Here is a 14,186-nt window from a genome sequence, read left to right on the forward strand (position 1 = left end):
TTACAGCACACTCGAGCCCCGATTTCTCCGCTGTAACGATACTTTTTATCGTTACAGCACGCTCGAGCCCCGCTTTCTCCGCTGTAACGATACTTTTTATCGTTACAGCACGCCCGAGCCCCGATTTCTCCGCTGTAACGATACTATTTATCGTTACAGCATGCCCGTGCCCCGGCTTCTCCGCTATAACGATACTTTTTATCGTTACAGCATGCCTCGGACCCGCTCTGTCCGCTGTAACGATACTTTTTATCGTTACAGCGGGCAAGGACGCTTCATCTCAGGCCAAATATCTATAGGCCGAAGCGGTCAATCGGTAACGATGAAAACGTTGCGACCCGTTTCCGCTCGATTCGACCAGCTGTTTGGCCATTAAGGAGCGAATGATTTTTCTGGCGGTGATTTCACCTGCGTGCAAGCATGCGCTTGCCTCTCCCAGCGAGAAGCCGTTCGCCCGCAGCAACCCGAACCGCAATATTTCACGCTCGTAAACGGGCAGTTGGAACAAACCCGAACTCGGCATGCTCGCCGCTCTACCCAACAATTCGAACACCGAGCGTTGACAGGCTTCCGGCCTCTTATCCATCTCGTCCCAACTGAACGGATAATACTTGTACCCGCGATTTCCCAGGGTTCGGATCCGCATCTTCTCGAAATCAAAACGCTCCCTCGTAATGGTCTCTCCATGTACGACATACCCCTCCGCTTCAAACGCCACGCCAAGCGGTTCGTAGAAGGCGTCCACGTAAATACGCATCCCGGAGAGGCTCACCAACTCGTATTCAAGCACGAATCCTTCGAACGACTTGAATACCGGCAGTAACACGGATTCGAGCATTTTCCTCGTTCCGCCCCAATCTTTCCGAAGCATCTCCAATCTCTGCCCAACTGCCGAGCGCTTCTGCTCCTCCACGAATGCATCGATCTCTCTTGCGTTCACCACACCGCTTCCTCCGTTTCCCTCCGTTTTTAAGCAACAAAAAATGCCGCCCGTCTCCCTTCGGAGACAAGCGGCATGTGCTTCATGCCCTTGCGCTAAGCGCTATTCGCTCAACTTGCGCATCAGATAATTGCGGAACTCGTGCTTTAGATCGGGCCGCTCCAGCGCGAAGTCGACGATGGTCTTCAGGTAGCCCATCTTCTCTCCCGTGTCGTAGCGATTGCCTTCGAAGGAATACGCGTAAATCGGCTCTCGCTCGATTAGGCGGTAGATCGCATCCGTCAATTGGATCTCGCCGCCCGCACCGGTATCCTGCGTCTCGAGCAGATCGAAGATCGCCGGCGTCAGAATGTAACGGCCCATGATGGCAATATTGGATGGAGCCCGTTCGGGCGCCGGCTTTTCTACGACCCCACGAATCCGAACGATGGAGGAGTCGAGATCCGCGCCTTCCGCGGGATCGACGATCCCGTAGCGGGAGATCTCTTCCTGGGGCACGCGCTTCACGGCCAGCACGCTGCCTTGGACCTCATCGAAAACGTCCATCATCTGCTTCAGGCAAGGCACCTCGGATTGGACGATATCGTCCCCGAGCAGGACGGCGAACGGCTCGTCGCCGATGAACTTGCGCGCGCACCAGATGGCGTGCCCGAGTCCTTTGGCTTCTTTTTGCCGAATGTAGTGGATATCGATCAGATCGGATGCCCGCTGCACTTCGGACAACAGATCGAGCTTCCCCTTCTGAAGCAGGTTCTGCTCCAATTCGTAGTAGCTGTCAAAGTGGTCCTCGATCGCGCGTTTGCCTTTCCCCGTCACGATGATAATATCATCGATCCCGGAGGCGACGGCCTCTTCCACGATATACTGGATACCCGGCTTATCGATGATCGGCAGCATCTCTTTGGGCATCGCTTTGGTGGCGGGCAGGAACCGGGTTCCGAGTCCGGCGGCGGGAATGATGGCTTTGCGAATCTTCATGCAGGTGCATCCTCTCTCTATTTAAGCATTCTCGGCAAGCCGCATCGGATGAACCGGCTGCGGCTCCGCCGGCGTAGCCGGCAGGCGGCCGACGCCGATGCAGACGATGCCTTGCGCATTGAGCGCTGCTGCGTCTAACGCATTACGTCCATCTAATATTATAGGACGGTTCATCCAGTTTTTGTAGTCTTCGGCGGGAATTTTCCGAAACTCCGGCCATTCCGTGACCAGAATGGCCGCATCGGCGCCGGTCAGCGCTTCCTCGGCGGAATCGCATAACTGTACGGCGCTCGGGAGCGCATGCCGAATCGCTGGCGCGCCCGCCGCGGGATCGTACGCCGTGAGCGTAATGCCCGGATGGCGGCGCAGCAGCTCCGCGATCAGCCGCAGCGACGGCGCCTCGCGCAGATCCTCGGAGCCGGGCTTAAAGGTTAGCCCGAGCAGCGCCACCTTGCGCCGCGAAGGACCCGAGAGCGCGGCCTCCAGCTTGCGCACCATGCGCAGCGGCAGCATCGCGTTCGCGCGAATCGCGGCCGAGACGAGCGTCTGCGGCGCGCCCGCCTCGTCCGCGAGGCGCACGAGCGCGCGCGCGTCCTTCGGCAGGCAGGAGCCGCCGAAGCCGAGGCCTGCGCCCAGGTAGTGCGGCCCGATCCGCGGATCGAGGCCGATCAGCTGCGCGACGGCCGGATAGTCGGCGCCGGTCTGCTCCGCCAGCGCCGCCAGCTCGTTGGCGAACGAGATCTTCAACGCCAGATGCGCGTTGGCCGCCATCTTGGACAGCTCGGCGCTGCGGCGATCGGCGTGCACGATCGGACCCGGCAGACGCTGATGCAGCAGATCGAGGCGCTCGGCTGCTTCCGAAGACGCCGTGCCGATTACGATGCGGGCCGGCTCGAAGAAGTCCCGCACGGCATAGCCTTCCCGCAGAAATGCGGGCAAGGAAGCGACGTCGACCCCGCAGTGCGCCGGGAGACGGGCGCGAAGGCGCGCTTCCAGGCGCTCCGCCGTGCCGACCGGGACGGTGCTTAAGATCCCAACGATTCGACGGGTGCCGTCCGACCACTCGCCGAGCTTGTCGGCTGCCGCCCATAGCGGAGCGAGCTGAAGCTGGCCATCGTCCGCGGATGGCGTATTTACCGCCAGGAACACCATCTCGGCGTTCCGCATGATCTCCTCCGGCTCCTCGCCGAATCGCAGCCTTCCCGCCGACACGTTGCGCTGCACGATCGGCTCCAGGCTAGGCTCGCGATAAGGCACGATCCCCCGCGCCAGCAATCCGATCGTTCCGGCGTCGCTGTCGCAGCATACGACCCGATGTCCCAACTCCGCAAAGCCCGCCGCCGTCATCAAACCGACGAGACCGGCCCCCACTACCGCCAACTTCATGCGCCTCATCCTCCTCGCGATGAACAGAATCGTGAACTCGATTTTACCATCGGGGCAACAAGGGATTTACCGGTTTATGTAAACCCGGCGTAAATTTTTGCGCACGGACGCGTTAACGAGGAAGGAAATTAATAAAAGTCCAAACCGAAAACACGGCTCGCCGGCCATAAGAAAAGCCGCCTTGCGGTTCTTCCCGCAAGACGGCCAACGACCATTCGGATATTCACCATGCTTCCGCAAGACGGCCAACGATCGTTTGGACCAATCCCTTATGCATACCCGCAAGACGGACAACGATCCTTGTTGACGATCACGCGCACGTTTCCTCACAGCGCAGAACAATCGTTTTGACGTTCCGCACGGGTTGCCTGATCCTACTCCCTACTTCACCAGTTGCCCGCGCGTGACGCCGAGCTGATTGATCGCCTTCAGCTTGCGCCAGACCTCGGTGCCGCTGATGCGGCCTTCCATCGCGGCGCGGTAGAGCGACAGCACTTCGCGCACCTTGTCCGCGTCTTCCTCGAGGAATTCCACCCGGTAGGAAGGAACGCCAAGCTCTTGGAAAGTCTGCAGGTACTCGGCGCCCGACTGCTCGATGGCGTTGTAGACGGTGTTCCGGCAGCCCTCGTCCACCCGGACCGGATGCGACATGCCGATGCGGTCCTGCAAGGAGGCGCGGTGCTCTTCGCACGGCCGCCCGCAGTTCGTGTAGTCCGTGCCTTCGCTCATGAACGTGCAATAGACGCAATGCTCCGTATGGAACATCGGCATATGCTGATGGATGACCAGTTCCAGGCGCGACGTATCGGCGCGGCGGAGCATGTCGACCATCTGTTGAATGTTCAGGTCATAAGATGGCGTAACCCAATCGAGGCCGGCTTCCCGGAACAGCTCGATCGTCTTGTGGTTCGCCACGTTCAGCGAGAAGTCGCCGATGAGCGTCGGGTGCGCCTCGCCCGGATGCTCCATCCGCTCCTTCAAATAGAAGTAAAGGGCGCCGGTATTGCGCACGAGCACCGCGTCCGGCTTCAGCTTCAGGATATTACGGTGGTAGCCGTTTTCTCCGGGCATGTGGATGCGCGGCGTAACGAGGGCGATCGGCTTGCCCGCTTCGCGGCAGACGGCGATCGCGTCCGGGAACTGCTTGATAAACTCGAAGTCGGCGTAGATCATCGCGACATCGGTGCCGACCGCGGCCTTAACCTGCTCTAGCGTCCGGCAGAGCGCGGTCAGCTTGCCGCCTCCGGCCAGCTGCGGAGCGGCAGATGCCGGCGCGTCCGCGTAGACGTCCGCTTCGCGCTTCACGTAGACCGGCGGCTGCTCCCGCATCAGGTCGAGCTGCTCGACGGCGTCGCGGCGCATGCGATTCAGCTCGCTTTTCGGGACGATGACTTCGCCATCAAGCGCCACCGTAAGCTGGTCCAAACGGAACAGCGATCCGCCGAGGCGGCCAAGCTGCTCTTCGAGCACTTCCGGACCGAGCGGCCGGCGTTCCGCCCGCTCCAGCGCCATCTCCGATTGGACAACGACGGTCGTCCCCTTCCGGACGTCGGTCCAGATCGTGCGCAGCGGGGCGCCTTCGCGGCCTTCGACCGTCACCGCGAGCGGGAACGTGCGGTACGGCTTCTCCGTCTCGAACGTGCTCCGCAGACGGCGGTCGAGCGCAGGATCGCTCGTCTTCCAGACGCGGTCGCCTTCATGCACCCGCAGCAGATCCACGTCGTTGCGGCCCATCACGATCTCGATGCGCTCGCCTTCCGGGACTTCCCCCTCCAGCTTCGAGCCGCTTCGGCGCAGGTCGTAGACGCGGCCGCCCTCTTCCTTCTTCGTCGGATCGCCGGCGTCGAACACGAGGCCGTCGCCCCGCTTCAGCGGCGCCTCCAGCACGCAGACGATGCTGTCCCGCAGCACCTTCTCCACCCGGCCGAGGTAGACGCCCCGGCTCTTCGGGAATGTCCCTTCCACGAGCTTCTTGTTGTTCGTGCCTTCCAGGAAGCCGTGCGTGAAGCCCCGCGAGAAGCTCTGCTGCAGCTCGCGCACTTCCTCCGTCGTCGGTTCGGATTCATCGCCTGCGAAGTACTTGTCGATCGCGCGGCGGTATTTGCTCACGACGTTCGCCACGTACTCCGGGCTCTTCAGCCGGCCTTCGATCTTGAACGACGTGACGCCCGCTTCGATCAGCTCCGGCATCAGGTCGAGCGCCGCGAGATCCTTCGGCGACAGCAGATAGGCGATATCGCCCATCGGCTTCTGTACGCCATCGACCATAAGATCGTACGGGAGGCGGCAGGCTTGCGCGCACTCGCCGCGGTTGGCCGAACGACCGCCCCACATCTCGGAGGTGAGGCATTGGCCCGAATACGAGACGCAGAGCGCGCCGTGCACGAACACTTCCATCGGCAGCTTCGCCTGTTCGCCGATCTTCTGAATCTGCTTCAGATTGTTCTCCCGACCCAGCACGACCCGCTCGAGCCCGAACGGCTTCGTGAATTCGACCGCTTCCGGCGAAGTGATCGTCATCTGCGTCGACCCGTGGATCGGGAAGTCCGGCGAGATCTCGCGGATCATCTTCACCAGCCCCAGATCCTGTACGATAACGGCGTCTACGCCCGCGTCGATGCAGGCCTCGACCAGTTCCTTCGCGCCGAACAGCTCCTCCTCGAACACCAGGATGTTAAAGGTAAGGAACCCTCTGACTCCGTAACGGTGCAAGAAAGCCATAATCTCCGGGAGCTCTTCCATCCGGAAATTGTTCGCGCGGGCCCGGGCGTTGAATTTCTCCACGCCGAAAAAGATCGCGTCCGCGCCGTTGGCGACGGCAGCCCGCATACAATCCCAATCTCCGGCAGGCGCCAGCAATTCGATATCTTCACGCCGCACGGCGGCTTTGTTCGTCATTTCTTCGGTAACCTCCATACCGCCGCGACGGGCGGTCAACTCCCTTCAGTATAGCAAACCCCGCGCCCGTAGGCCAAAGGCAAAAAAGCCCGGCGCTCAATGCGCGCGCAGGCTAGGAGAACGGAGCGGAGCATCTACCCGTAATGAAGCCGGAATATGGATCGTACGCCGACTGCAACCGACCATGTTAGTTGCCAACATCACGCCGCGCCGGAGTAGATTTTCGGTATGGCCGCGCAAAGTGAGCCGCCTCCCTGACCGAGAAGTTGCGATAGCATCGCAATAGGATCCCTTAAGCTTAGGCTTGTTCGAATTGATCTTTCCGGTACCCCTTGGGACTGAGCCCCGTCATCCGCTTGAACAGCCGGCTGAAGTGTTCGGGGTTCGCGTAGCCGACGCGTTCGGACACGTCCGCGATCCGGACGCCTTGACCGAGCAGCCGCTTCGCTTCCTCGATGCGCAGCGTCGTTAAATAGTGCAGGAAGTTGCTGCCTACCTCTTTGGCGAACTGCTTGCTCAAGTAGCTCTCGCTGACCCCCGCCAGCTCGCTCACGCGCGACTGGTTGATCTCTTCGCGGTAGTGCGCGTCCAGCCAGCTCTTCGCGAACGCGATCGGTTCGCTGTAGCGGGCGCCGGGCTTGCTTGCCGACTCGTTTACGATCGCGTAGATGCCGGCCACGATCCGTTCGACTGCGAGCAGCGCTTCCTCCAGCGTCTTGCAGGGGCGGATGACGTCACTCGGCTCGCTGTAGCCGGCGCCGAGCTCCTCCCAACGCCGCCCCCGCGCGTACAGGAACGATCCCAGCTCCCACAGCATGTCGACGAGGAAGGCTTGGGTCGCCGCGGGCCGCTGCGCCTTCGACGCGGCCAACGTCTGCCGGAGCTGCCGGAATGGAGAGGCCCAAGCCGCTCCATCGGCATGCTTCAGGGCGCGCATCACCGCTTCGCGGCTTCCGCTCGCCCGTTCCTGCCAGCTCCCGTCCCGCTCTTCCCCTGTGGCGATGAGGCTGCCGTAAGCATCGTGACTAAGCAGCTTGCCGTAGCCCTCGTAGTAGCGAAGCTCGGCCAGCCGCTGCGCTTGCGCGTACATCCGGTGCCACTGCTTCACGCCTTGGCCTTGCCCGCTAATGCCGATCGCCGTCTCGACGTTGGCGTAACTGGCGAGCCGCGCCATCACCGTCATCAAGAGAGCGTGCAGCTTCTCCCGAAGCCCCGCCGAGCTCCGGTCCTCGGGGAACGAGAAGAGCAGCGCGTACGCGCCGTCGCCCATCCGGCAGACCGAGTGGCAAGCCCCCGCGGATACGAGCACCGACTCGACCGTTTGCCGGACGAAGCCTTGCCGTTCCGCTTCATTCGCCGCGTCGGCGAGCTGCAGCACGGCGACCGACAGGTTCGACGTCCAGAGCGTCCCTTCCGACAGAAGCTGCTCGAAGTCTCCCTTGGCCTGTTCCGGATCCGTCGTCAGCAGCCACCGCAGCCAATCTTCGCGCTGCTGCCGTTGGTTCTCGTCATCGCTCGCTTCCCGCCGCGCCGTTCCCGAAGCCGTGGCCGTGCCGGCAAGCGCGGACAGCGCCTTGCGCATCACCGGGAGGATGTGCTCCTCGTCCATGTCCGCCTTTACGATATAATCGAACGCGCCCAATACGAAGGCTTCGCGAACGTAGGCATAGTTGCCGTAGGCGCTCAGCACGATCGGCAGCGGACGACGGGACAGCGCCGCCTCTTCCGCGCATCTGCGCAGCAGCTCGATGCCGCCCATACGCGGCATTTCGATGTCGACCAGCAGCAGATCGGCGCCGCCCATCGCAAGAAGAAGGCCGAGTGCCTCTTCTCCGTCTCCGGCTTCGCCAACCACGCGAATGCCCAGGGACGGCCAATCGATCATGCGGTGAAGCGCCAGGCGCACGAGCGGCTCGTCGTCTACGATCACTAACGTATACATCGCTTGTCGCCTCCCGTCTCTCGTTCTTTAGGCCGCTCGCCTGCGATGCATCGCCGTTCGCGCGTTCATGCGACCCGCATTTCCGAGGCCCCGCGGCAGTCCCCTTTCCGCCTACCCTTTGATCGCCCCGTCCATCAGTCCCTTGAAGATCAACCGCTGGAACAGGATATAGATCAAGGCGCTAGGCAGCAAGACGAGGACGATGCCCGCGCAGAGCGCCGTCAGGTCGGATGTCCGGTCCCCGACGAACGACATGAGCGCGGTCGGCAGCGTGGCGAGCTTTTTGCTCGGCATATAGAGCATTTGCACGTAAATATCGTTCATGATCGCGACGCTCTTCAGGATCGCCAGCGTCGCCGTGGCCGGCAGCAGCAGCGGGAAGACGATCGACCGGAAGATCCGGAAGTAAGACGCCCCGTCGAGCATCGCGCTCTCGTCGAGCTGCTCGGAGATTTTGCGCAGGAACTGGGTGTAGATATAGATCTGCATGATGTCCGTGCCGACGTAGATCAGCAGCGGTCCGTACAACGTATTATACAGGTTCATGCCGTGAATGAGCTGGAAACGCGCGATCTCCGTCGTATAGGACGGGATCATCATCGCCAGCATGAAGAGCGCCAGGATCGCTTTCTTCAGGCGGAAGTCGAACCGGTTCACGATATACGCGGTCATCGTCCCGAGCACCGCGTTGCCGGCCATGCTCGCGGCGACCAGGATCGCCGTGTTGGTCAGGCCGCGCAGCATGTTGCCTTCCTTGTACGCCGTGACGTAGTTGTCGAAGTTCAGGAGATTGGCCGGCCAGGAGAACGGCGACGTGTCGGCCAGCTCCGCGTTGGTCTTGAACGAGCCGAACAGGACGAGCAGGATCGGCACGAAGACGAGCACGGCCATGACGGCGAAGAAGACGTAATATACGGCGCTCCCCAGCCAGCGGCGGTTGTTCGGCGCTGCGGTTGCAAGTTCCATCTCAGGCTTCACTCCTGTCCTTGATGATCCAATTCTGCAGCGAAGAGAACACGATGATCAAGATCAGCAAGCTGACAGCCATCGAGGAGGCCAGACCGTAATTGTTGTACGTGAACGCCGTCTGCAGCGAGAACAGGCCGAAGGTGCTGCTCGCCGTGCCGGGTCCACCGCCGGTCATGACATACGGAATATCGTACTGGAGCAAAGCGCCGGTGACGTTCATGAAGAGGACGATCTCCATCGTCGTGCGGATGCCGGGGAGCGTAATATGGCGCAGCTGCTGCCAGAAGCTGGCCCCGTCGATCTCCGCCGCCTCGTACAGGTCCTTCGGGATCGACTGCAAGCCGGCCAGCATCAGAATGACGTGCACGCCGCCGAACCGCCAGATCGAGACGGCGATCAGCGCGTAGTTCACGACGCCCAGATCGCTCAGCCAGCCGGTGATCCAGGACCCGAGCCCGAGCGCCCGCAGCGATTCGTTCAGAGGTCCGTTGATCGGGTTGTAGATGTAGCTGAACATGTAAGCGACGGCAATCCCGTTGATGATGTAGGGCATGAGCACCGTGAAGCGGAAGAACCCGCTGCCGCGCATTGCGCGGTTAAGGAGGACGGCCGCGATCAGCTCGATCGGGATGAACAGCGTATGAATCACGAAGTACAATCCGTTGTTCCGGATCGCCCGCCAGGCATCCGGGAAGTCGAATAGCAGCTTGGTGTAGTTGTCGAAGCCGATATACTTCAAACTTGGGCTGAACCCGTCCCAGTTCGTAAAGCTGTAGCGGAACAGCTGCGCCGTCGGATAGAGGAGGAAGAACAGCATCAACCCGACCGGCACCAGGAGAAACGAAAAAATCACGACTTTCTTCTGAAGCTTGTAGCTCATGGGATCCTCCTGTTGAAGGAGAAGGGCGCTAGGCCGCGACAGCGGCAGCACCCTTCCTGATTCGCTTTAGGGGTTGGATTCGACGGCTTTTTTCCATTTGGCGTTCAGGTCCTTCTCGATTTTCTCGATCGATTTGCCCGAGAAGACGTCCTGACCGGTCAGCGCCGGATCGTACTGCGCAGCGCCTTTGACCTTGGCATAGCCCGCGTCCGTGCCGTCGTAGACGAACGGCTCGAACGGATACTGCTGAGTCCATTTCCGGAAGAACGGCAGGTCGCTCTCGATCCCGTTCACCGTGGAGAACTGCTGCACCTTGTTGATGTAAGCCTGGTAGGCGTCACCGGTCAGCATCCATTCCAGGAAGGCTTTCGCTTCGTCGGGATGCTTGGAATCCTTGCTGATCCCCACGTTCATATCGGACATGGTCATGGACATCAGCTTCTCGCTCTCCGTACTGCGGAACGGCAGCGGGAACGCGCCGAGGTCGTCGTCGTTTTTCACTTTTTCCATATAAGAAGCGTAATACCATTGTCCCAGCGCGATCATCGCCGACTTGCCCGTCTCGAACTGCTGCGTGGACTGATCGTACGAGAGGGACAGCGCATCGGGACCGGCGTACTTCTTGTCCGCGATCTCCTGGATAAGCTTCGCCGTCTGATCGAACGTGCTGCCCGCGCCGAACGGCTCCTTGTTCTTCGCCAGGTTGGCCAGATAGTTCACGTCGCCGGACAGCATATGCGGACCAAACTCGGCGAGCGGGTAGAGCGTCCAGCTGTCCTTCGCGCCGAGCGAGAGCGGCGTATACTTGCCGTTCTCCTTGATCTTGGCGAGCAACGCCATGAATTCGGGCAGCGTCTTCGGCACCTCCAGGTTCAGTTCCTTGAAGATGCTCGGGTGGAAGTAGACGAATTCGGAGAACGAGACGAGCGGCAGTCCGAGCACTTGACCGTCGATCTTGGTCGGATATTTGTTGTTCTTGGTCGCCTCCAGTTCGTCGAGCGGCAGGAGCGCCGATTTGTACACCTGGAAGTCTCTCGGCTTCAGGAAGAACAAGTCCGGCAGATCGTTCGCCGCCAATCGGACCTTCAGATACTGGCCGTTGTTGTCCGGCACCTTCTCCAGCTCCACCGTCACGTTCGGCTTGAGCTTCGTGTAGTCCTTCGCTTTCTCCGTCCAGTATTCCAGATCCGCCTTCGCGTCCCAGATGGCGAGCTTCAGCTTCACCGGCTCGGCGTCGGCCGCCGAAGGCGATGCGTCGGATGAGGATGGGCTGGCGGATGCGGTAGCGGCGGCGCTGTCCGTCGGGCTGGCGGACGGGCTGGACGCGTTCCCCTTGTCGTTGCCGCCGCAAGCGGTTAGGGCAACCGACGAGAACAAGGCGAGCGCGAGCAGCGAGCTAGCCCGCTTCTTTGTGATCATGAATACGACCCCCATACATGTAGTTAGCTTACCTGCCCTTAATGATAGGACAGATGTATGCGTTAACAAATGATCGTTTTTGAAGTGGATTTGATGTTTTTTGAACCGCCTATGGCGTTACCGCTCTGCCGCCAAGGACGTCGCTCAAGCCCCCTCTTCTATCGCTTCGGCCGTCACCAGCGGGCAACGGATACGCACCGTGGTTCCTCCCCAGGCGTTGCGCGCGATCGCGATCCCGTAATCCGGACCGTGGTGGAGCTGAATGCGCCGGTGCACGTTCGCGATGCCCATGCCGCTGAAGGCGTCGTTCCCGGCGCTCTCCGCGAAGCCGAAGCTCGCGATCTGCGCCTCCGTCATCCCGACCCCGTCGTCGGCGATCTCGATGGACAGCGCCCGGTCGTCTTTGGAGATGACGATCCGAATGCGGCCTCCCGCTCGTTTGCCGGACAATCCGTGCACGATGCTGTTCTCGAGGATCGGCTGGAGGAGCAGCTTCAGCATGCTGTAGTCCAGCGCTTGCCGGTCGACGTCCCAGACGACGTCGAATTGATTCCCGTAGCGGGTCTCCATGATGAACAAATACTGCTTCAGATTCTCGACTTCTTCGGACAGCAGCGTATAGCTCCCCCCGCGGTTGAAGGATGACGACAGCAGGCGGATGAGCGCGTGCGTCATCTTGCGGATGTTGTCCTGGTTACTGATGAGCGCCATGAGGCGGATCGAATTCAGCGTATTGATCATAAAGTGGGGATTGATCTGCGATTGGAGCGCGGCGAACTCGGCCTTCCGCTTCGCCTTCTCCTCCTCCTCGCGCTGGCGGATCAGCGCCTTGATCCGATCCATCATATGGTTGAAGGCATGGCCGAGCAGAACCATCTCCCGGCTGCCGGAAGCCTCGACTTTGGCGTTCAGGTAGCCCTGCGTGACGCGCGACATCTTCATGACCAGCGCCCGAATCGGCTTGGCGAACCGGTGAACCAGGTAGAAAGAGAGGAGCAGGAATACCGCGATGATGATGAGCGTCGCGATCAGGACGAAGCGGAACATGCGGCTGTAATTGGCGGTTAGCTCGCCGTACGGGATCTGGTAGACCGTCTTCCAGCCGGCCGTCTCGACGGTCGTGAACGCGACGAGCGTCTTGCGCCCGCCGATCTCCGCGATGAAGGAGCCTTCCTTGGCATCGCGGATGCCGCGCTGAAGCTCGGCCGGCAGCGCGCGGTCCGCGAGATTCGCGCTGGAGGCGACGATCCGCCCGTCCCCGGTCGACAGGAGGAACTGGGACGTCCGGCTGTAGGGGTTCTGGCGCAGCGCCTCCTCGAACGCGTCCCGGTTGAACACGAAGTAGATCATATCGATGTCGTGCAGCATCTGCAGCGCGCTCGGGGAGATCGCGGTCGCGATCGTGTCGTCGCGGTCGGCGTCGTACAAGACGCCGGTCTGCATGCCGATGAAGTGGACCCGGTCCGGCACGGCCTTCGCGTTCCGGTACCAATCCGCGGTTCGCAGCTCCGCTTCGGGGGACGTCATATCCTTCATATAAGAGAAGGCGCCGCCGTCCTTAAAGAAAAAGTTGACCGAGAGGACGTGTCCGGACATGGACAAGCCGTACTTGTCCAGCGCTTTGGTCAACAAGGTGAAGGCGTCTTGCCGCTCCTGCCCCGCAGACTGGCGGAACCGCGTCGCGTAGCCGAGCACTTCCTTATCCATCGCGACGGCGGCCGAATAGGTGGCGGCTTTGCCGATCTCCTGCTCTTCCGAGTAGGTGGCGGACCGCAGCGTCTGCAGCGTCCGCGCGCTCGTCTGCTTCAGCAAGTCCAATTTGTATTCGCGCAGGATCGTAGCGCTGATCAAGCCGATCGGGAGCACCACCATGCCGAACAGGAGCGCGTATAGGATCGTGGAGATTTTCCAGGGCTGTCTATGCCGGGGCCGATTCATCATCTCTCGCTTAACCTCGCCTAGGGAAGGATTGTTGCCTTCATCCTAGCACAATCCCGGTTCGCGCAGGGAAGAACGTAGAGCGTTTTCACGAACGTCGCCTCCGAAGAAGCCGAAGTCGCGCACTTGCCGGTTCGCCGTCTTCCCGGAAGCGGCGACTCTTTTGGATCTGAGACGCATCGGCAAAGCAAGGTTCGGCGAAACTTATCCTTTCGGATACGTTAAAAAAAGACGGGCCGGAGAGCTTGCGCTCTCTGGCCCGTCTTCGTCCACCATTTAGAATGGATAGGTTTCACGCTTATTCATTTCCAAATGGTCTCCGATAAAAACGTCTCGCCCTCTTCTAAGGTCGGCGAAACCGTTTTTACTTGTGCCGTCATGTCTCTTCTTACCAACCGCTGACCATCTTCACGTCCGCGATCAGGAGCAGGATCAAGGAGACGACCGTGAAACCGATCGCGAACACATTCTTGCCGGGGCGCTGCATGAGCAGGCGCACGAGTCCGATCGCGATCAGCACCGTAATAATAACCATGAATACGTCGAAAGCTGTAAACGTGCTTGCAGCTTCCTCCGCCGCGTTAGCCGCCAGAAACATGCGGTGACCTCCTTAATATCATAACTTTCCCATTATCCTCTATGTTATCGTCCGCCCGCCTTGGTTGCAAGTCCGAAAAAGCCGCCGTAACAACTTTGTCACAGGATTCGACCCCCGCTCAACTATAAGCAACGGCATGTGTTCGTATCAGTAAGTTTTATGGACTTGACCGCCCTCTCTCAATTGTAGGCAGGGGGTGATTATGTTACGATTAATTACACATTAAGTAAATCGGAAT

Annotated in this window: 10 protein-coding genes; all 10 read right to left on the minus strand. The window is 60.6% G+C overall.

Annotated features, from left to right (window positions below):
• Positions 1 to 280: 280 nt before the first annotated feature.
• The 10 genes from H7C19_RS12045 to H7C19_RS12090 all read right to left on the minus strand — a co-directional run bounded on the left by H7C19_RS12045 (position 281) and on the right by H7C19_RS12090 (position 13,948).
• A complete protein-coding gene (locus H7C19_RS12045) occupies positions 281 to 940 on the minus strand; it encodes a hypothetical protein (protein WP_185142899.1) in 660 nt (219 codons plus the stop codon).
• Positions 941 to 1,042: 102 nt separating this feature from the next.
• Positions 1,043 to 1,918 (minus strand): UTP--glucose-1-phosphate uridylyltransferase GalU, encoded by an 876-nt coding sequence (galU, locus tag H7C19_RS12050; RefSeq protein ID WP_185142900.1) that lies wholly within the window; start codon positions 1,916 to 1,918, stop codon positions 1,043 to 1,045.
• Positions 1,919 to 1,939: 21 nt separating this feature from the next.
• A complete protein-coding gene (locus H7C19_RS12055) occupies positions 1,940 to 3,304 on the minus strand; it encodes a UDP-glucose dehydrogenase family protein (RefSeq protein WP_185142901.1) in 1,365 nt (454 codons plus the stop codon).
• 381 nt (positions 3,305 to 3,685) lie between these two features.
• Positions 3,686 to 6,202 carry a U32 family peptidase gene (locus H7C19_RS12060; protein ID WP_185142902.1) on the minus strand — a complete coding sequence of 839 codons (2,517 nt, stop codon included), beginning with the start codon at positions 6,200 to 6,202 and terminating at the stop codon, positions 3,686 to 3,688.
• 298 nt (positions 6,203 to 6,500) lie between these two features.
• A complete protein-coding gene (locus H7C19_RS12065) occupies positions 6,501 to 8,144 on the minus strand; it encodes a response regulator transcription factor (protein WP_185142903.1) in 1,644 nt (547 codons plus the stop codon).
• Between the two features lie 111 nt (positions 8,145 to 8,255).
• Positions 8,256 to 9,110 (minus strand): carbohydrate ABC transporter permease, encoded by an 855-nt coding sequence (locus H7C19_RS12070; RefSeq protein WP_185142904.1) that lies wholly within the window; start codon positions 9,108 to 9,110, stop codon positions 8,256 to 8,258.
• Between the two features lies 1 nt (position 9,111).
• Positions 9,112 to 9,993: a carbohydrate ABC transporter permease gene (locus tag H7C19_RS12075; protein ID WP_185142905.1), complete on the minus strand. Its 882-nt coding sequence runs from the start codon at positions 9,991 to 9,993 to the stop codon at positions 9,112 to 9,114.
• A gap of 66 nt (positions 9,994 to 10,059) precedes the next feature.
• Positions 10,060 to 11,412 (minus strand): ABC transporter substrate-binding protein, encoded by a 1,353-nt coding sequence (locus H7C19_RS12080; RefSeq protein WP_185142906.1) that lies wholly within the window; start codon positions 11,410 to 11,412, stop codon positions 10,060 to 10,062.
• A 144-nt stretch (positions 11,413 to 11,556) separates the two neighbouring features.
• On the minus strand, positions 11,557 to 13,353 hold the full coding sequence (locus H7C19_RS12085) for a cache domain-containing sensor histidine kinase (protein ID WP_185142907.1): 1,797 nt from the start codon (positions 13,351 to 13,353) through the stop codon (positions 11,557 to 11,559).
• A gap of 385 nt (positions 13,354 to 13,738) precedes the next feature.
• Entirely contained in the window at positions 13,739 to 13,948 is a 210-nt protein-coding gene (locus tag H7C19_RS12090) for a hypothetical protein (RefSeq protein WP_185142908.1), read from the minus strand.
• Positions 13,949 to 14,186: the final 238 nt, after the last annotated feature.

The sequence above is a fragment of the Cohnella nanjingensis genome, from assembly GCF_014212125.1.
GTDB classification, from domain to species: Bacteria; Bacillota; Bacilli; order Paenibacillales; family Paenibacillaceae; genus Cohnella; species Cohnella nanjingensis.

Excerpts from the sequence above, each read along its gene's own strand:
- galU (WP_185142900.1), bottom strand. The coding sequence starts at position 1,918 with ATGAAGATTCGCAAAGCCATCATTCCCGCCGCCGGACTCGGAACCCGG.
- H7C19_RS12055 (WP_185142901.1), bottom strand. The coding sequence starts at position 3,304 with ATGAAGTTGGCGGTAGTGGGGGCCGGTCTCGTCGGTTTGATGACGGCG.
- H7C19_RS12060 (WP_185142902.1), bottom strand. The coding sequence starts at position 6,202 with ATGACGAACAAAGCCGCCGTGCGGCGTGAAGATATCGAATTGCTGGCG.
- H7C19_RS12065 (WP_185142903.1), bottom strand. The coding sequence starts at position 8,144 with ATGTATACGTTAGTGATCGTAGACGACGAGCCGCTCGTGCGCCTGGCG.
- H7C19_RS12070 (WP_185142904.1), bottom strand. The coding sequence starts at position 9,110 with ATGGAACTTGCAACCGCAGCGCCGAACAACCGCCGCTGGCTGGGGAGC.
- H7C19_RS12075 (WP_185142905.1), bottom strand. The coding sequence starts at position 9,993 with ATGAGCTACAAGCTTCAGAAGAAAGTCGTGATTTTTTCGTTTCTCCTG.
- H7C19_RS12080 (WP_185142906.1), bottom strand. The coding sequence starts at position 11,412 with ATGATCACAAAGAAGCGGGCTAGCTCGCTGCTCGCGCTCGCCTTGTTC.
- H7C19_RS12085 (WP_185142907.1), bottom strand. The coding sequence starts at position 13,353 with ATGATGAATCGGCCCCGGCATAGACAGCCCTGGAAAATCTCCACGATC.
- H7C19_RS12090 (WP_185142908.1), bottom strand. The coding sequence starts at position 13,948 with ATGTTTCTGGCGGCTAACGCGGCGGAGGAAGCTGCAAGCACGTTTACA.